11 protein-coding genes and 5 pseudogenes are annotated in these 18,306 nt (G+C 44.4%); 8 read left to right on the top strand and 8 right to left on the bottom strand.

Annotation, left to right across the window (positions count from 1 at the left end; genetic code table 11):
* Window positions 1-280 precede the first annotated feature (280 nt).
* Window positions 281-1,162, top strand: a complete 882-nt coding sequence (locus CS022_RS01010) for a VirK/YbjX family protein (RefSeq protein WP_328590302.1) — start codon at window positions 281-283, stop codon at window positions 1,160-1,162.
* 47 nt (window positions 1,163-1,209) lie between these two features.
* Here CS022_RS01010 and speB read toward each other — a convergent pair whose 3' ends face one another.
* The 5 genes and pseudogenes from speB to cysS all read right to left on the bottom strand — a co-directional run bounded on the left by speB (window position 1,210) and on the right by cysS (window position 6,672).
* The gene (speB, locus tag CS022_RS01005; protein ID WP_129120720.1) at window positions 1,210-2,172 is read right to left on the bottom strand and encodes an agmatinase; all 963 of its coding nucleotides are present in this window, start codon (window positions 2,170-2,172) and stop codon (window positions 1,210-1,212) included.
* A gap of 220 nt (window positions 2,173-2,392) precedes the next feature.
* Window positions 2,393-3,289, bottom strand: a complete 897-nt coding sequence (locus CS022_RS01000) for a LysR family transcriptional regulator (protein ID WP_129120719.1) — start codon at window positions 3,287-3,289, stop codon at window positions 2,393-2,395.
* A gap of 147 nt (window positions 3,290-3,436) precedes the next feature.
* On the bottom strand, window positions 3,437-4,594 hold the full coding sequence (locus CS022_RS00995) for a carboxypeptidase regulatory-like domain-containing protein (RefSeq protein WP_235869175.1): 1,158 nt from the start codon (window positions 4,592-4,594) through the stop codon (window positions 3,437-3,439).
* Complete coding sequence (locus tag CS022_RS25725; protein ID WP_235869174.1) at window positions 4,591-4,938, bottom strand: hypothetical protein; 348 nt, start codon at window positions 4,936-4,938, stop codon at window positions 4,591-4,593. The genes CS022_RS00995 and CS022_RS25725 overlap by 4 nt, the downstream gene beginning before the upstream one ends.
* 346 nt (window positions 4,939-5,284) lie before the next feature.
* Window positions 5,285-6,672: pseudogene (gene cysS / locus CS022_RS00990) on the bottom strand (cysteine--tRNA ligase).
* 269 nt (window positions 6,673-6,941) lie between these two features.
* Between cysS and CS022_RS00985 the strand changes: the two are divergent.
* From CS022_RS00985 to CS022_RS00975, 3 genes are all read left to right on the top strand, one after another.
* Entirely contained in the window at window positions 6,942-7,436 is a 495-nt protein-coding gene (locus tag CS022_RS00985) for a peptidylprolyl isomerase (RefSeq protein ID WP_129120718.1), read from the top strand.
* A gap of 49 nt (window positions 7,437-7,485) precedes the next feature.
* A complete protein-coding gene (gene lpxH, locus CS022_RS00980; RefSeq protein WP_129120717.1) occupies window positions 7,486-8,214 on the top strand; it encodes a UDP-2,3-diacylglucosamine diphosphatase in 729 nt (242 codons plus the stop codon).
* An 82-nt stretch (window positions 8,215-8,296) separates the two neighbouring features.
* On the top strand, window positions 8,297-8,908 hold the full coding sequence (locus CS022_RS00975; RefSeq protein ID WP_129120716.1) for an EAL and HDOD domain-containing protein: 612 nt from the start codon (window positions 8,297-8,299) through the stop codon (window positions 8,906-8,908).
* A gap of 283 nt (window positions 8,909-9,191) precedes the next feature.
* Here CS022_RS00975 and CS022_RS00970 read toward each other — a convergent pair.
* The 3 genes and pseudogenes from CS022_RS00970 to CS022_RS00960 all read right to left on the bottom strand — a co-directional run bounded on the left by CS022_RS00970 (window position 9,192) and on the right by CS022_RS00960 (window position 13,020).
* Window positions 9,192-10,678, bottom strand: a pseudogene (locus CS022_RS00970) (CoA-acylating methylmalonate-semialdehyde dehydrogenase).
* 39 nt (window positions 10,679-10,717) lie between these two features.
* Window positions 10,718-11,937: pseudogene (locus tag CS022_RS00965) on the bottom strand (aminotransferase class III-fold pyridoxal phosphate-dependent enzyme).
* 414 nt (window positions 11,938-12,351) lie between these two features.
* Complete coding sequence (locus tag CS022_RS00960; RefSeq protein ID WP_129120715.1) at window positions 12,352-13,020, bottom strand: TetR/AcrR family transcriptional regulator; 669 nt, start codon at window positions 13,018-13,020, stop codon at window positions 12,352-12,354.
* A gap of 111 nt (window positions 13,021-13,131) precedes the next feature.
* Here CS022_RS00960 and CS022_RS00955 point away from each other — a divergent pair, with 111 nt between their 5' ends.
* The 4 genes and pseudogenes from CS022_RS00955 (at window position 13,132) to CS022_RS00940 (ending at window position 18,165) form a co-directional block, all read left to right on the top strand.
* Complete coding sequence (locus CS022_RS00955) at window positions 13,132-14,595, top strand: flavin-containing monooxygenase (protein WP_129120714.1); 1,464 nt, start codon at window positions 13,132-13,134, stop codon at window positions 14,593-14,595.
* Between the two features lie 135 nt (window positions 14,596-14,730).
* Window positions 14,731-15,516 carry an SDR family NAD(P)-dependent oxidoreductase gene (locus CS022_RS00950; protein WP_161569515.1) on the top strand — a complete coding sequence of 262 codons (786 nt, stop codon included), beginning with the start codon at window positions 14,731-14,733 and terminating at the stop codon, window positions 15,514-15,516.
* A gap of 67 nt (window positions 15,517-15,583) precedes the next feature.
* Window positions 15,584-16,398, top strand: a pseudogene (locus CS022_RS00945) (SDR family NAD(P)-dependent oxidoreductase).
* Between the two features lie 271 nt (window positions 16,399-16,669).
* Window positions 16,670-18,165, top strand: a pseudogene (locus CS022_RS00940) (aldehyde dehydrogenase).
* Window positions 18,166-18,306: the final 141 nt, after the last annotated feature.

Here is an 18,306-nt window from a genome sequence, read left to right as displayed (position 1 = left end):
GCAGCTAAGCAACTGACTTAACTGCTTTTTACTCTTGCTCAGATCTACATTTAATTCAAATCACAAATAAATGTAATGAACATTATTTTATTGCTTTATGTTTTGAGTTAGTCATAATAGACCCGCCCAAAAAAACAACGTTTTAAAAGCCACTTCTACTGGCTTCGCCTTTTCCCCGCTTGGGGCGCTTGCTGATTTAGTGAAAGAGAGATTGATTGATGAATACACAACAGGCCAACATTACTACCACTGACCTAAGCCTGAGGCACTATCAAAATCGATTTACCCAGATGCCAAAGGGATCAGAAAAATCCGTTATCGTGGACGTTTCTGCTTGTGGGGTATGAAAAACCCGGTGACTATCAAGAAGACGCTCGAGACCTTTTCGAGCCCAATGCTTCAATCAATCCTCAAAGACAATCGACACTTTTACGAAAAGCCGTTGAAGCCATATCTTGGCCTGAACATCAAGCCGGGACAACGCGCAGAAATCATTAGCCAACACTACAAAATGTTGGAACAAACATTCGGTGAAAATCTGGAAAAGTTCTACACCGAACAAGGGTATGAGATCCTCAACTTTCTTGATCGTGAAGAAAACAGCTACCGCGTCGTATTGAGATACCAAACCAGTCAGTCACGTGAAGGTGATCTGATGCTGGCACTGCTAGACAGTCAACATCAACTCGTTTACTCCATTGCTTTTTCTATTGGTGGCGAAACAAACAAAACCTTATATATTGGAGCACTGCAAGGGCCAACAAACCACGTCGATAACCGCTCTGAAGTGATCAAAACACTGACACGCTCACTACATGGACTGAGAACAAAGTCTCTGATGGTCGAAGTAGCGCTAATGGTCGCGAGAGAGCTTGGCTGCCAGTCCGTTCAGGCCATCAGTAATAAAGGTCACATCTATCAGGCACTTCGCTATATGGGCTCCAAACGAAACAAAGTCGGTTTCGACCATGATGCACTGTGGGACGAATTTGGCGGTGAACTGATCAACAAATTCGCCTATTCACTGGAGATAGTGCCAGAAAGAAAAGACCCATCAACGCTTAAAAAGAACAAACGCCGTCTGTATGAAAAGCGTTATCAGTGGCTTGCGGAGTCTGAACAAAGCATTATCAATGCGTTAAACGTGATTCGTTGGAATTAAGATGTCTAGGCCGTGTTTAACACGGCTTTTTTGTTATTAAGAGATGTTCACTTACTCTGCACGCCCGGTAAGACACAGAGCATTTCATAGAGCAGATTTGCTGCCACTAATGACGTATTTCCGCTGCTATCGTAAGGTGGAGACACCTCGACGACATCGCCTCCCACCAGATTTAGTCCACTGCACCCGCGAATAATTTCCAAGCCCTGCCAAATGGTCAAGCCGCCGATTTCAGGTGTTCCTGTTCCAGGTGCAAACGCAGGATCAAGGCCATCAATATCAAACGATAAATAGATTGGCCGATTGCCAATCTGCTTTCTGATTTCACGCATCAATGGCTTCAGTGACTGGCCCCAGCATTCTTCAGCCTGAACAATGGTCCAGCCTTGGCTGCGCGACCAGTTAAAGTCATCGGGTGAATACCCCGTGCCTCTGAGTCCAATCTGGAAAACCGCACTGCTATCTAGCAAGCCCTCCTCATGCGCTCTTCTGAAGGGAGTACCGTGTGCAATTCGCTCGCCAAACATATCGTCATTAATGTCTGCGTGAGCATCAATATGTACCAAGGCAACGGGCCCATACTTTGCCTTTATCGCTTTAAGAATCGGGTATGTCACCGTATGGTCACCACCAAGAGTCAGTGGAATACAGCCATGAGAAAGGATATCGTTGTAGGCACTTTCGATGATATCGATGCTCTTTTTCAGATCGAAGGTGTTAATCGCCACGTCTCCGATATCGGCTACCTGTAAAGAATCAAACGGTGCAGCGCCCGTCGCCATATTATATGGGCGAAGTAAACAAGACTCAGCGCGAATAGAGCGAGGCGCAAAACGGGCTCCCGATCGATTAGACGTTCCAATATCCAACGGAACACCGACAAAACAGGCGTCTAGCCCCTTGGCGTCTTCATGAACAGGTAGCCTCATCATCGAGGCAATACCGCCAAAGCGTGGCATTTGATTACCACCTAATGGTTGATTCAGTGTTTGATCCGATGGTCTTTTCATCCGGCTTCCCGCGACACATTTTTTCGATACCAAAAATCTAGCAATTCATCATCACGATAAAAATAGTGGTTTTCTTAACTTCGGTTTCAGTCATTTCAATGTAAGTACAACGGACGTCAACATATACGCTCGTAGAAAGCGTACTTCGGAGAGATGAAAGAAGCTGGGGGTTTAATGTGCGGGAAGCCTTTGAGCTGTATCTACAAAAATGATAAGCAAATCAAGATTGCTGACTCGCCCTCATATCTTCAAGAAATGTCTCAACAAGCGAGGTTTTTTGAAACCCTTTTTTGATGATTAAGTCGAAAGAACAGCTGTATCCGATTCGACGACCAAATAGCTGACGTAAGTGCCCAGCATCGACCCAACTCGACGCATAGTGCAACGGTAAAAATCCGATGTATTTACCACTCAGAATCAACATCAGTTGTGGCTCAATTTGGTAAACCGATGCGGTGATGCGATTAAAACCAAAAGAGTGATGTAGCGAGTCACGCCAATAATGCCGGCCAACAAACTCCTGATGTTGGAGCTCATCAAGGCTCACTGACTCATCTGACAAGTCAAAGAGAGGGTGCGTGCTACCGCAGAAAAGGCCATGTTGTTCTTGGTAAAGCGGCTCGTAACTCAGCCCATCGATTTTATGCGGGAAACTGCCGATACCAATATCAAACTCTCCGGCTAAAACATGCTCCTGCAACTCCTGCGGCGACAGTTGTTTCACTGTCATCAACACATCATTAGGGCGTGTTTTAAAGCGCGAGATCGCAGCAGAAAGTGTGTTTTCCGGGTCACTCACCAGACAGTCAACGACGCCAATTTTCAACTCCCCCACCAGCTTACCTTTTATCGCTGTCACGTCCACATCGAACTCTGCCATGGCACCGAACAACCGCTCGGTTGCAGCAAAAACAATTTTTCCTTTTTCGGTCAGGCTAAATCCGCCCCGACCGCGTTGGCATAGGGTGGCTCCAAGTCTCTCTTCCAGTACACTGATATGATTGCTGATGGTTGACTGGCTGACATTCAACTCAGCCTGCGCAGCAGCAAACCCATGATGACGCACCACAGCATCGAAAACTTTGAGTAATCGGAGATCGGTTCCAGCAAGCTTCATTCGTATTGATATATCCAAATGTTAACTGCAATTATATTTCTGAATGTGAAAGTATAGTTGGTAGGACTGATAGGTGAGTTCTTCAAACTCAGACTGGAGTATATTCGTGCAAAGTCCCCCTCAGTAACCAAGGGGGAAATTATTTATCTAATAACCTATCGTGGAAAAGGAAGAAAAGTAGAATATTCTTCCTTTACTAGAGGCATATTCGACATACTCAGATTCAGGGAAGAACTCGCAATCGTCTGCAATTGGCTTTATTTCACCTGACCAACCATACGGTAATGTTAGCAAGTAACCAAAATCACCAAGATCTTCAATGTGTACATTGTCAAAGCGTAACGTGCTTAAGTCGCAGTCAGCATTCTCAACAAATAGATCATATGTGAGTTCATCTTTTGGATATATCAGCGTAAAGTCTGCAATATCGGTATCTCTAGAGATCCACTGAAGACTTTTTTTATCGGGATCTGGAAACCCTTCTTTCGTTGCAACTAACTCCCCAGACCAACCAACAGGTACTTTGACACTAAATAAGCCATCTTCATCAGTCTGAGTATCATACAAATGCCCTGATATATTTGTTGCTAACAGTGGTGTCCCCAAGTGATCCACGACACGCCCAGTAACCTCCACTTCATAAACATTATTTGTGAACAGCGTTGCCTTATCTGCACTTGCAACAAACATGGCACCTTGGTCGACATCAAACGCATAACCAAAATCTGAATCATGACTTCTTTTTATATCAACAAGAGACCAGCCATTATCACCCTTTACATAGTGATATATGCTTTTGTTTTCATCATCACCCACATATAACTGGCCGTCACTCAATTCTAAGTCGTGACCAAAATATCCGGCGACTCTAGGTGACTCAATAAGATTATCTTCAATCCAAGTTCCCTGTTGATTCTTATGGTAGGTTTGAACATTCCCAGCAGAATAAGCGGAAATAGCCAGCGTATCTTCATCTGCATCAAACGCCCAGCCGAAGCCTGACTGAGTGCCAATTTCATTTGGACTAAGAATTTCTTGGATAAGTTCATAACCCTCTAAAATTGAGTAAACGAATACTTTATCTCCGTTATAGTTACTGACAAAAAGTTCGTCACCTGCACGCCTAATATCAGCCCCTAACTCGCCTTCAGAGCCCTCTGGCAACGTCAATGAGTAGTCAAACTGCCACTTTCCTTTTGATGGTGTATAGATATCAACACGCTGAGAAGATACAGAAAAAGCAAGTATATCGTTATCAATGTAAACGGTCTCACCCCAGCGATTCGCTCCACTTAAAGGTTTCACGATTTCTTGCGAAAGTTCCCACCTATATGGCCAAGAGGAATAGTTTCTCTTAAAGATGGCCACCTTTGAAGAAGCTTGGGCCAAAGCGATATAGTGCTGATGCACTGAGACATTTTTTTGAGAGCCAGCCTAGTTACTCCAACGGGTAATACTTTTTTATACTTCCAATACCCATTTTCTTTGCCATATAGATGATTTCCAACGACAGCCGTATTGCCATACACTGAAGCAGCACTACTCCCATTCTTTAACTGAATACTCCGGCTAAAATCATCCTTACTATTGTTAGCAAGCGCTATTGGTGAGAGAACAGCCAATAATATTAAAATTGATTTCTTCAACATTCCTTTCCCTTGAAAAAGTTGCGTAAAGTATCTTTATCACCTTGATACAGAGCTGGTGATATCTGAGATAGGTAAAAGCTACTCTCTGACTTTTAATAAAGTAACTTTCTATGATGAGCTCATACACAGTACTTTATTAGGGAAATGTTAAAATTAATTATTTCATCATATTTATATTTTACGAATGTAATCGAAAACAATTGAAACGTTAATAAAAAATAAATAATTGAATAAGGTTTATTTCTATCCATATAAATAGAAAAAACTCACTGACAAATAAAGCATAAAAAACCCCACTTTGTGCGAGGCTTTTATTAAAGTAAGAACTACTCGTTCAAAAGTATAATTACTTTCGACGCCACGTCGTTCCCTGTGGGCCATCTTCCAGAACGATACCCATTTCAGTAAGCGCGTCACGTGCCGCATCAGCTGCTGCCCAGTCTTTACTTGCGCGAGCATCATTTCGTGCTTTGATGAAGCCTTCAATCTTCGCCACTTCATCGTCATCACCGCCAGCGGCGCCACCCTTAAGGAAAGCCTCTGGATCTTGGCCCAGCAGTCCTAGAACGTCGGCTAACTGGCGCATACGCGCAGCAAGTTTAGCGGCTGTCTCTTGATCTTCTGATTTCAAACGGTTTATTTCACGCGCCATATCGAATAGCACTGAATAGGCCTCAGGTGTGTTGAAATCATCATTCATAGCTGCATCAAAGCGGGTAACAAACTCTTCGCCCCCCTCTACCTGCACATTAACATCAAGGCCTCGCAGCGCCGTATAAAGTCGTTCAACTGCAGCGCGAGCCTGTTTCAAATTCTCTTCGCTGTAGTTCAATTGACTGCGGTAGTGACCAGACATCAGGAAATAACGTACCGTTTCCGCATCATAGTGACCTAGCACATCACGAATAGTGAAAAAGTTACCCAGTGACTTTGACATCTTCTCACGATCAACCATTACCATACCGCTGTGCATCCACGTATTTACGTACTGGGTATCGTGTGCGCAGCAAGATTGTGCAATTTCGTTTTCATGGTGCGGGAAGGTCAAATCCGAGCCACCGCCGTGAATGTCAAAATGATCGCCAAGAATCGCAGAGTTCATTGCAGAACATTCGATGTGCCAACCTGGACGACCCGGTCCCCATGGGGACTCCCACGTCGGCTCACCCGGTTTAGACATTTTCCAAAGTACGAAATCAAGCGGGCTTTTCTTCGCTTCTTCAACGTCAACGCGCGCGCCAGCCTGAAGCTGATCAAGATCCTGACGCGACAGCTTGCCGTATTCTTCATACTTGGCGACTTCGAAAAGTACATCGCCATTTGATGCCACGTAAGCGTAACCGCGCTCAATAAGGCGCTCTACCAAGCGATGATGTCTGCAATATGCTGTGTTGCACGAGGTTCGACATCGGGACGTTTGATATTCAGCGCATCAAAGTCTGCGTACATCTCGCCGATAAGGCGTTCAGTCAGCGAGTCGCACGTTTCCTCATTTTCAGCGGCACGTTTGATAATTTTATCGTCAATATCAGTGATATTTCGAACAAACGTTAAGTCATAGCCAAGATAACGCAGATAGCGGGAAACCACGTCAAAAGATACAAAAGTACGACCATGACCGATATGACACAAATCGTAGATAGTAACCCCGCATACATACATGCCGACTTTACCCGGCTCGATGGGCTTAAATTCTTCTTTTTGTTTGGTCAGAGAGTTGTAAATCTTCAACATGGTTTCGGCGTTACTCGTTGTTAGTTGTCATTAATGAAGGCTAATCGTACATGATAGCGGATTTTGCTCAAGCAGTTTGTTTTGACAGGTAACCAAAGACGGCTGACAGAGAAATTGTAACTGAACAAGCGCTTTATTACTCAAAGGCAAGATTGCTGCACATCTCAGGCACCAAGAGGATAAACCGAGCAGCGATGAGGTTTGAAACTTACCCTCTTTGGGATAGAATCACGCCTTTAAAGCCTAAGCATTAACGATAGGAATTTAACATGGTAATCCTGCATACCACTTTTGGTGACGTGAAAATTGAACTGAATACTGAGAAAGCGCCTGTATCTGCGGAAAACTTTTTGCAGTACTGCCGCGATGGTTTTTATGACGGTACAATTTTCCACCGCGTAATCGATGGTTTCATGGTTCAGGGTGGCGGCATGTTATCGGGCATGGAAGAAAAAGAAAGCCGCGCGCCGATCAAAAACGAAGCCAACAATGGTCTAAGCAACAAAACTGGCACCATTGCCATGGCACGTACTATGGACCCGCACTCAGCGAGCTCGCAGTTCTTCATCAACGTCAATGACAACCTGTTCCTGGACTTCAAATCAGAGACTCCAGACGGATGGGGCTACTGTGTATTCGGTGAAGTGGTTGAAGGTATGGAAGTGGTCAACAAAATCAAAGGTGTTGCCACCGGTAACTACGGTTACATGCATCAGGACGTTCCGGTAGAAGAAGTACTGATCAACAGCGTGACTGTAGAATAAAAAAAGGAAAACAACGAAAAGTGGGCGTAAGCCCGCTTTCTTTTATCTTATGACCACCCTTTTTATTTCAGATCTTCATTTAAGCACTGAACATCCCGAGATAACCCAGTGTTTCCTGACGTTTCTTAAAGAAGAAGCTCTCTATGCAGATGCTCTCTATATTCTTGGTGACTTATTTGAATCATGGATTGGGGATGACGATATAACACCGCTCCATGAAGACGTGAAAAAAGGGCTTAAAACGCTGACCGAAAAAGGCGTTCCTGTTTATTTCATTCATGGCAATCGCGATTTTCTTATTGGAAAGCGATTTGTTAGAGAAACAGGTGTGAAACTACTTCCTGAGCATTATGTGGTTGACCTCTATGGAAAACCTGTACTTCTCATGCATGGCGACACGCTTTGCACGCAAGATCTCGCTTATCAACAATACCGTCAAAAGGTTCACAATTCTGTCATACAGTGGCTCTACCTTAGATTACCGTTGCGTATAAGGCGAAAGATTGGTGAACGACTCCGGGCAGGAAGCAAAAGTCACAATGCTGAAAAGTCCGAAATGATCATGGATGTTGAGCAGAAAACAGTGATGAACGTTATGGCAGAAGAAAACGTGGATTTACTTATCCATGGCCATACACATAGACCTAATATCCATCAGCTGATTGTCGATAAAAAGCCTGCGCAACGCATCGTGCTAGGAGATTGGTACGAGCAGGGATCGGTTTTGGTATACAAAGCAGACAGCATAGAATTACAACAACGTCGTTTTGGAAAATAACACCTGCCGAAAAATACAAAGTGCCTTTGTGGTCTCGCGTTAACAACGACCTCACTGGTGCAACACGCAGAGAACGTTAAGCATGGATGCTGGTATTGCTCGTCAGGCGATATTTGATAGAAACAAAAATCTTTACGGCTATGAGTTACTCTACCGTCACGGTAAAAATAATCACTTCCCTAACATAGACGGAGACAAGGCCACGGATTCCGTCCTCAAGCTCACATTCGACGGTCAATCAAGCAACACGCAATTCATTTCAAATGGTCTTCCATGCTTTGTAAATTTCACGCACAACAAGATTTTGGATAACACGCCGTTCGCTTACCCTAATTCAAAATTAATCATTGAGGTATTGGAATCTTGCCAGATCGATGGCTCGCTGATTAGCGCATTGAAAAAGCTTCGGCGACACGGTTACACCATCGCATTTGATGACTTCCAACCGACACGTAACTGGTTAGACATTCTGTATCTCGCTGACATTGTGAAGATTGACTATAGCGCGCTGTCAACCACGACCATCAGTCAACTGATTAAAGTACTGCCAGATGACAGGCAATTTAAGCTTGTGGCTGAAAAGCTGGAGTATACGCACCAAATCGACCATGCTATTTCTCTTGGCTTTGATTTACTGCAAGGCTACGGTTTGAAAAGGCCAGAGTTAATGGAATTGGATGTCGCCGCTGCATAACTGATCGATGATGGTATCCGCAGCACGACCAAAAAGTAAGACCTTTCCAAAATCCTCGATTCTCTAGTACTTCACCCGACAAATTGCGACACGGGTTAAGTGAAATGTGTAACATATCGATTCGCATTACGATATTATTGAATCGATATAGCGATAGTCGCTCAATCCCCCTGACTGCTGGCAAGCCCTATACCAGCGAGCCGGCAGTCTCCCCCTGATTTCTCTTGTTGTAATATCCAGTTATTAATACACCGACTACCTCATGCTGTGTAAGAAATAAAGATTAACTGGTTGTAGGCATCACAAAGTCTGGATTACAACGAATACCACTTGGCCAACGGGCCGTGATCGCTTTTCTTCGCGTGTAAAAACGAACACCATCTGGGCCGTGAACATGGAGTGGACCAAACAAAGATCGCTTCCAACCACCAAAACTATGAAAAGCCATAGGGACTGGAATGGGAACATTTACACCGACCATGCCGACCTGAATTTCATGACAAAACTGGCGCGCCGCATCGCCATTTTGAGTAAAGATTGCTGTGCCATTGCCAAACTCATGTTCATTTATCAGCTTAACTGCCGAGGCATAATCAGGTACGCGAACAACACTCAGTACAGGGCCAAAGATTTCATCGCGGTAAATAGTCATCTCAGGTGTTACATGATCAAATAAGCAACCACCGAGGAAATACCCATCCCCACCCTCAGGTGAAACATCACGACCATCAACAATCAGTTTTGCCCCTGCATCAATCCCGCTTTGCACATACCCTTGAACTTTCTCTAAATGCTCTTTGGTAACTAAGGGCCCCATTTCCATGCCGGGAATAACGCCATTACCTACACGAAGCGCTTTTACTTCGGGTTCCAGTTTAGCGATGAGCGCATCCGCAACATTACCTACTGCAACCGCAACGGAAATCGCCATACAACGCTCACCCGCAGAACCATAAGCGGCTCCCATGAGTGAGGAAACCGTCTGATCAAGATCGGCATCTGGCATGACGACCATATGATTTTTGGCTCCGCCTAATGCCTGTACCCGCTTGCCATGCTCTGATGCCGTTTTGTAGATGTATTCAGCGATTGGCGTCGAGCTACAAAACTCACGGCCTGCACATCAGGATGGGTCAGCAAGGTATCGACAGCTTCTTTATCGCCATTGACGACGTTAAATACCCCATCCGGCAGGCCGGCTTCGGTCAACAGCTCTGCAATACGCATGGTTGAAGAGGGATCTTTCTCCGACGGTTTCATCACGAAGGTATTCCCACATGCAATCGCAATTGGGAACATCCACATGGGGACCATGACTGGGAAGTTAAACGGCGAAATACCAGCGACCACACCTAAAGACTGATTCAATGACCAGGCATCAATTCCTGTACCGATCTGCTCTGTCATTTCTCCTTTGAGAAGATGAGGTATGCCACAGGCGAACTCCACCACTTCCAAACCACGGGTAATTTCACCTTTTGCGTCGTCCAACACTTTTCCATGCTCATGGGTAATCAATGCGGCAATTTCGTCTGTATGCTCCTCTAGCAACGCCTTAAACTTGAACAGTATTCTCGCCCGCTTCAATGCCGACATTTCAGACCATAGCGGATAAGCCGCTTTTGCCGAGGCAATGGCCTGCTCTGTTTCTGATGCGGAAGCCAAAGAAACGCGACCATTCTTTTCCCCGGTCGCTGGGTTATAAAGTGCCTGCTGACGTTCGCTGTCTGCGGTGGGTTGACCAGCAATATAATGATTAACCTGTGTCATCCTTTTCTCTCTTCTCAAAACTGGGGGAATAAATCGAAATCAAGCAGATGCTGTAATTGCATCAGCAAGCGTCGACACTATTCGGTCGATGTGTTTTGACTCCAGAATGAGCGGCGGAGAAAGTGCAATAATATCACCCGTCGCCCGAACCAAGGTGCCGTTATGGAAACAGCGGTTAAACACCTCGAAGCCTCGCTTGCCAACGCCTTTATCGCTTGGCGCGAGTTGAACACCTGCCACCAGCCCCACGTTTCTGATATCTATCACGTTAGGGCAATCAGCGAGCGTATGTACCGCCTGCTCAAACTCCTGTCCTATTTGCTCAACAGCATCAAAGAGATTTTCATCTTCATAGATATCGAGCGCGGCAAGCGCTGCTGCGGCTGCAACGGGGTGGCCTGAATAGGTATAACCATGAAAAAGTTCAATCATGCCATCTGGTCCGTGCATACACGTCTCATAGATGGAATCACTCACCATGACGGCACCCATCGGAATGCTGCCGTTGGTTAAGCCTTTCGCTGTCGTCATCATGTCAGGAATGACATTCCATTGTGACGCCGCGAATGCGCCGCCAATTCGGCCAAAACCCGTAATTACTTCATCGAAAATCAGCAAAATACCGTGCTTCTCGGTAATTTGACGAAGTTTTTCTAAGTACCTTTTGGCGGAAGAATAACGCCCGCCGAGCCTGATAGTGGCTCAACAATCACAGCTGCAATATTTTCTGCACCATGCAATGTCACCAAGTGTTCCAGAGCTTCGGCTCGCTCAACACCATGCTCAGGTAAGCCTCGGCTGAACGCATTACGATCCAGATCGAGCGTGTGGGGAAGGTGGTCTACGCCTGCAAGTAGTTGACCACTAAACGTCTTACGGTTGTTTCCAATACCGCCGACAGATATCCCACCAAAGCCCACACCGTGATAGCCCATCTCGCGCCCGATAAATCGGGTTCGGGTCGGCTGTCCGTTTGCTCGATGGTAGGCAAGTGCAATTTTAAGCGCAGTATCGACTGACTCTGAGCCAGAGTTGGTAAAGAAGACACGGTTGAGAGGGGCTGGGGTCATTTTTGATAAACGGCTTGCTAATTCAAAGGGCAAGGGGTGCCCCATTTGAAAAGTGGGCGCGAAGTCCATCCTAGAAATTTGATGTGACACGGCTTCAGACACTTTCTTGCGGCTGTGGCCCGCATTGCAACACCAGAGGCCTGCGGTACCATCAAGTACCTCGTTACCATTGATGTCCTTGTAATACATCCCATCCGCTTCGACTAAAAGCCGCGGGGCAGACTTATACTGTCGATTAGCAGTAAACGGCATCCAAAATGCGTCTAAATCCGTGCCTTTGATATCAAACCCTGACGTTGCCATATCTATTCCTCCACTACCGCTAGGTGTGCAAAAACCCATCAATCACTGTCGTTTTTTCAAACTTATGTCAAATATAACGAACAGTAAAGACATTTTGTTTGATATAAAAATCATAATGGTGGTTTTCGTAAAAAATATTGAAATAGAGAAAGTACGTAACAGGCTGGTGTCGCACCGTTGAATGTGCCTGCAGTGTCTTTAAGTGCTCTCCTCAACAATGAATGAGCTGTTAACACTCAGTATTAAGAAAGCGTCGTTACACGGCTAGGCCTTTGTGAGCGGTCACTGATAAAGGCATATTTACCAAATCAAAAATCTCAGCTTTCTTCCATGCTTAATGACTTGCGTCGGCAAAAACGATATGTCATCGACCATTTTGTCGAGATCTTCCTCATAGTCTGTCAGCACCCAGTTCCGGGCAATCAACAACACCGCGCCAACGGAGCCCCGGGCAAAAGTTTCGAAAGGAAGGTTTAAATTCTTTTTGACTGCCGAAAAGACCATTTGCTGATAAAGCTCTTTTAAAAAGTCGATAAAGCGGTTGGTTTGAGTTTGATAGGCAATATCAACGGCAGGTGAGACACCCAAAACCTCACTGAGAATGAGATTTGCAATACGGGGATCATTCTTAAACGTTTCAAGATAGGTGCGTAACCCTATTCTGATTTTGTCTTCTGCAGCCTCATGCGAGTTTATTGCATCCTGAATATTGATATATATTTTTCTTACCTCATGAAGATATAGCTGAATAAGCATATCTTCTGCGTTTTCAAACGCCTCATAATAATATCTCTGAGTGAGTCCTGATTCCTTACAAATTGCTCGCACAGTTGCATTTTTAAACCCTTGATTGCCAACAACTTCAAGAGCTGCAGCCATGAGTTTTAATTTCCTCTCATTCGCTCTTTGTTCAGCACTGACTCCAGCATAACTTCTCGAATCTTTAACACCTGATTCATTAGTTGACATCTTTATATATTCCACTTATACGAATTTGACTACATATGTTTTCAGATCTAGCATAACCCCATTATAGCTAAAAATAATATTATCACTAATTAGCATCCATTCGGGGAGAATATGGGATCTTTAAATTACAAGGTAGTTATTGTTGGAAGTGGGTTCAGTGGTCAATGCGCTGCAATAAACTTGATAAAGAATGGAATCAACGATTTTATTATATTAGAAAGAAGAAATTTTACGGGCGGAACATGGTGTCAAAACTCTTATCCCGGCGCTGCCGTTGACGTTCAATCACCATTATATTCTCTCTCTTTCGAACCCTATCCTTGGTCTAGAATGTTTGCTGAGCAAAAAGAGCTAGAAACTTATACAAATATGGTGATTGATAAGTACGGATTGCGCGAAAAAGTCACATTGAATGCCGATGTTAAAGACATCACGTGGAGTGAAGACGACAAGAAATGGCATATTGAAACAAAGAATGGTTCATCATTTCACGCTCAGTTCGTTATCAACTGTTCTGGACCTCTCAGTACCCCGGTTGTACCAAATTTTAAGGGTAAAGAAACGTTCAAAGGCGAGAGCTTTCATACGAATAACTGGAATCATGATTTTGACTTAACAGGCAAGCGTGTTGCTATCATTGGCAGTGGAGCAAGTGCCTCTCAGGTCATTCCAACTATCGCTCCTGATGTTGGCGACCTTCATGTGTTTCAGAGAACACCTCACTGGGTCTTACCAAGACCAGACCGAATTTTCAGCCGTTTCGAACGCAAGCTCTTAGCGGTAAAACCTATATACAAATTGCTTCGCTACATTATCTATTGGTCACTCGAAACTCGAATGATAGGGTTCAAATACTCGCCATGGTTGATGAAAAACATACCTCAACGTGAAGCGCTCCATCATTTAAAAAAACAAGTAAAAGACATCGATAAAAGAAAAGCTCTTACTCCAGATTATACGATTGGTTGTAAACGAATTATTCTCTCTAACGACTTATTAAAAACTTATAACAGAGAGAATACTCACCTTTACTTGAAAGATAACGGGATTAAAGAAATAAATGAAAATGGGATATTAACGACACAAGGTAAACAGGTTGATCTCGACTTAATTGTCTATGCAACAGGTTACGATGCTACTGATGGGGTCATCCCATACCCTGTTATCGGTAGGAATAATAAAAGCCTATCTGAAACATGGAGTGAATTCCCTCGGGCTTATTTGGGTACAAGCTTACCTGGATTCCCAAATTTATTTTTATCATGCGGTCCTAATTCCGGCATTGGACACACCTCAGCAATATTTATTATTGAATCACAAATGAACTATATCATTGATGCCATTAAACAATGTGAATTTAAAGGCTATCAGACTTGTGAAGTTAAAGAAGAGACTGAGGAAACATACACAACAAAGCTTCATGAAGAGATGAAAAAAACCATCTGGTACCGTGGTGGATGTAATAGTTGGTATAAAAGTAAGAATGGAAAAGTTATTGCTATGTATCCAGGCTTTAGTTTCAGTTTCTACAAAATCACCAAGAAATTAAATCCAGATCACCATGTTTTTCAATAAATAGAATATCAATAAATCAAGTATTAGCTTAGTAAAAATCATTTATCTATTTCTTCATTAGATAATGATTATTCCATTTTCACTGTAGGAATAAAGTCAGTTTTCATGCATTAAATGACTTGTAAGGAAGAAATAATGAATGATTTTTCAAATAAAACCATTGTCATTACCGGTGCTGCATCTGGTATGGGACGAGCTTATGCGCTGGAGTTTGCTAAGTTGGGGGCAAACCTCGCTCTCAATGACTATGACGACCAAAGCCTAAGAGAAACGGAAGCCATGGTCAAAGATGTCGCTGATATAAAGATCATGACCAGCGCATTTGATGTTTCGAATTTTGAGGAAATGCAAAAATTCGGGGATCAAGTAAAAGAGATACTTGGTCCGGCGTTTGTCGTCATCAACAACGCAGGCATAGAGGGTACAGGCGATACAGCGACAAAAACGGATGTTGAGGCGTTTAGACACGTTATGGATGTCAATTTCTATGGCGTATACAACGGCTCAAAAGTCTTTCTCTCTCATCTGGAGGAGAAAAATGAGGGTATTTTGGTCAATGTCTCGAGTATTTTTGGTTTGGTAGGTATTCCAAGAAATGTCGATTACTGTGCGTCAAAGTTCGCTGTTGCGGGTCTAACGCAATCGTTAATGGCCGAATACCATCATTCTCCGATTTCCATTCATTGTGTTCACCCCGGTGGTATCGATACCAATATTAGCCGCCGCCAGGACGCGAACTCTGAAAAATTCAAAAAGGCCTTTTTGAGAACGCCACCAGAGAAAATCGCTCGTCATGTCATAAATAAAATTAGCAAAAAGAAACCACAAATTGTATTCGGATACTTTTCTCTGCCTGTCTGGTTAGCCGCCAAATTTTGTCCACTCACATTGTGGAACATGATTATCAATCGCCAGCTTTAGCGCAATATAAGTATTCCAACAGTCATTACATTTAGTATTAACAGTTTGCCGGGAAAGGAGACGCGCCATGCGCACATTACAAGGAAAAGTAGCCGTTATTACAGGTGCAGCGGAAGGGATTGGCCAAGCACTGGCTGTTGCCGTCGCTGAAGCCGGAGCCAATGTTGCTATTTGTGACATCAACAATACGAAAAATACGGAAGCACTTTTAGCCAGAACGGGCGTTGAGGTATTTTCTTCTAATGTGGACATGGCCGACTCGGACAGATCAAGAATTTTGTCAACGACATCAAGATGAGATTCGGCAAAGTAAACTTACTGTTTAACAATGCAGGTATCGCATTGGGTGACCGGACATTTGACGAGGTCACTGTTGAGGACTTTGAGAAAATCACCAACATTAATTATTGGGGCGTCATCAGAACGACGCAGCTTCTCTATCCATTAATGGTAAAGCAAGACGAGGCAGCGATAATAAACTTATCCAGCTCACAAGGACTGCTACCATTGCCTTATCTCGTCCCCTACTGCACAACCAAATTTGCGGTAAGAGGCTTTACCGATACACTCAGGGTCGAACACAAGATTAGAGGTATCAACAACATTACGTTTCACACCGTTCACCCGGGCGCAATTGCAACTAACATCACAATGAATGCTGACTATCACGGCAAAAACACTCCGAGTTTTCATAATGCGCTACAAAAAGGCACCTCAGCTGAAAAAGCGGCGAAAACCATTATTAATGGTGTTTTAAAAAATAAAGGGCGGATATTCATCTCAGACGGTCGCCGTCAAGACTGGTTGATCCGCCTACTCCCCAACGCCTTCCCGATAGTCGTAAGGTTAATGATGATAATTCGACGAGCTGAAGTTAGGTAGCATTACGCAATAGAACGATACGACACTTCATCCGCGCCCTCTTTCATGTTGATGGGCGCGGACGTTTCTCGATGATTAAGCCAATTTATCCCCATGTACCCCCCACCTTGTCTTAGCGATGAACTTACCTGTATAAATCATTGATACTTGCCTTGCGCCAACCTTTTTTGTCGCTTAGCATGTAAAATATATCGAACATTATTGCTATGATTTGTTAAACACTCAGAGAATCAATGTTGATTGGTATCAGTGTGAATAAGGGAAAATGACGATGAGTTCACCTCAGACAATGGAACAATGGCAAGCGCTCCGTGACTCACTCTCCATTGAGGGCCGTGCCTTTATAAACGGCAAGTATCAGACCGCACAAAGTGGTGAGTTTTTTGATTGCATTAGTCCGATAGACGGCACGGTATTATGTAATGTGGCGAGCTGCGACAAGAGTGATGCTGATCTCGCCGTCGCTAACGCGAGGAGCACGTTTGAGTCTGGGGTGTGGTCACAATTACCACCAGCTAAACGTAAAAGGGCCGTTATTAGATTCGCTGGCTTGCTCGAAGAAAATGCTGATGAGCTCGCTTTACTGGAAGCGCTCGACATGGGCAAGCCAATCAGTGATTCGCATACTATTGATGTTCCCGCCTCAGCAAATGCACTTCGCTGGTCAGGCGAAGCTATCGATAAGCTTTACGACGAAATTGCGCCAACGGATCCTACTGAAATAGGTATGGTCACCCGTGAACCCGTGGGTGTGGTTGCGGCTATCGTACCATGGAACTTTCCCCTGATGATGGCATGCTGGAAGCTGGGCCCCGCGCTAGCTTCAGGCAACTCGGTGGTCCTAAAGCCCTCTGAAAAATCGCCCCTTACTGCTATTCGTGTTGCCCAATTGGCCATTGAGGCTGGTATTCCTGCTGGTGTATTAAATGTGCTGCCCGGATTTGGTCATACCGTGGGAGAAGCTCTCGCGCTTCATATGGATGTGGATACCATCGTCTTTACTGGCTCAACCAAAATTGCCAAGCAACTGATGATCTATGCTGGTCAATCCAACATGAAACGCGTCTGGCTGGAGGCAGGTGGTAAAAGCCCGAACATCGTCTTTGCTGATGCACCGGATCTTGATGCCGCTGCCGAGTCAGCAGCGGCTGCAATTGCCTTTAATCAGGGTGAAGTGTGTATTGCAGGCTCACGACTACTGGTTGAAAGCAGCATCAAAGATACTTTTGTCAAAAAAGTGGCTGAAGCCCTCAAAACCTGGCGACCCGGCCATCCGCTCGACCCGCAAACAAACGTCGGTGCATTGGTTGATCAGCATCAACTCAAAACGGTGCTGGACTATATCGATAACGGAAAAAAGGCTGGTGCAACGTGATTACTGGCGGTCAACAAGTAATGGCGGAAACCGGCGGCCTTTACGTACAACCAACCATGTTTGATGGTGTAAAAAACGCGATGGACATTGCGCAAAATGAAATTTTTGGTCCGGTACTGTCAGTGATCACGTTCGATACCGCAGAAGAAGCGATTGCGATTGCTAACGACAGCGAGTACGGCCTGGCTGCCGCAGTATGGACATCCGACATAAGCCTCGCGCACAAAACGGCAAAAGCTTTGAGGACAGGTATGGTCTGGATTAACCAATACGACGGCGGTGATATGACAGCCCCATTTGGCGGTTATAAGCAATCAGGTAATGGACGTGATAAGTCGCTCCATGCTTTTGAGAAATACACCGAAGTGAAAGCAACATGGATCAAGCTTTGAGTGTTCTCGCAGTAATTATCTACTCATCAAAGATAACCAGTACAAAGCCAGCGAAAAGCTGGCTTTTGTTGCCAAACTCTCATCGTATATTTTCATCGCCGAGCAGTATTTCATTAACTTGATCGCAATTAACTCATGATT

The organism is Veronia nyctiphanis (assembly GCF_004116385.1).
GTDB lineage: Bacteria > Pseudomonadota > Gammaproteobacteria > Enterobacterales > Vibrionaceae > Veronia > Veronia nyctiphanis.
This window is presented reverse-complemented; position numbering and strand designations above follow the sequence as displayed.

Bases quoted from the DNA above. Each gene is read 5' to 3' on its own strand.
- speB (WP_129120720.1), bottom strand. From the start codon at position 2,172: ATGAAAAGACCATCGGATCAAACACTGAATCAACCATTAGGTGGTAAT.
- CS022_RS01000 (WP_129120719.1), bottom strand. From the start codon at position 3,289: ATGAAGCTTGCTGGAACCGATCTCCGATTACTCAAAGTTTTCGATGCT.
- CS022_RS25725 (WP_235869174.1), bottom strand. From the start codon at position 4,938: ATGTTGAAGAAATCAATTTTAATATTATTGGCTGTTCTCTCACCAATA.
- CS022_RS00985 (WP_129120718.1), top strand. From the start codon at position 6,942: ATGGTAATCCTGCATACCACTTTTGGTGACGTGAAAATTGAACTGAAT.
- lpxH (WP_129120717.1), top strand. From the start codon at position 7,486: ATGACCACCCTTTTTATTTCAGATCTTCATTTAAGCACTGAACATCCC.
- CS022_RS00975 (WP_129120716.1), top strand. From the start codon at position 8,297: ATGGATGCTGGTATTGCTCGTCAGGCGATATTTGATAGAAACAAAAAT.
- CS022_RS00960 (WP_129120715.1), bottom strand. From the start codon at position 13,020: ATGTCAACTAATGAATCAGGTGTTAAAGATTCGAGAAGTTATGCTGGA.
- CS022_RS00955 (WP_129120714.1), top strand. From the start codon at position 13,132: ATGGGATCTTTAAATTACAAGGTAGTTATTGTTGGAAGTGGGTTCAGT.
- CS022_RS00950 (WP_161569515.1), top strand. From the start codon at position 14,731: ATGAATGATTTTTCAAATAAAACCATTGTCATTACCGGTGCTGCATCT.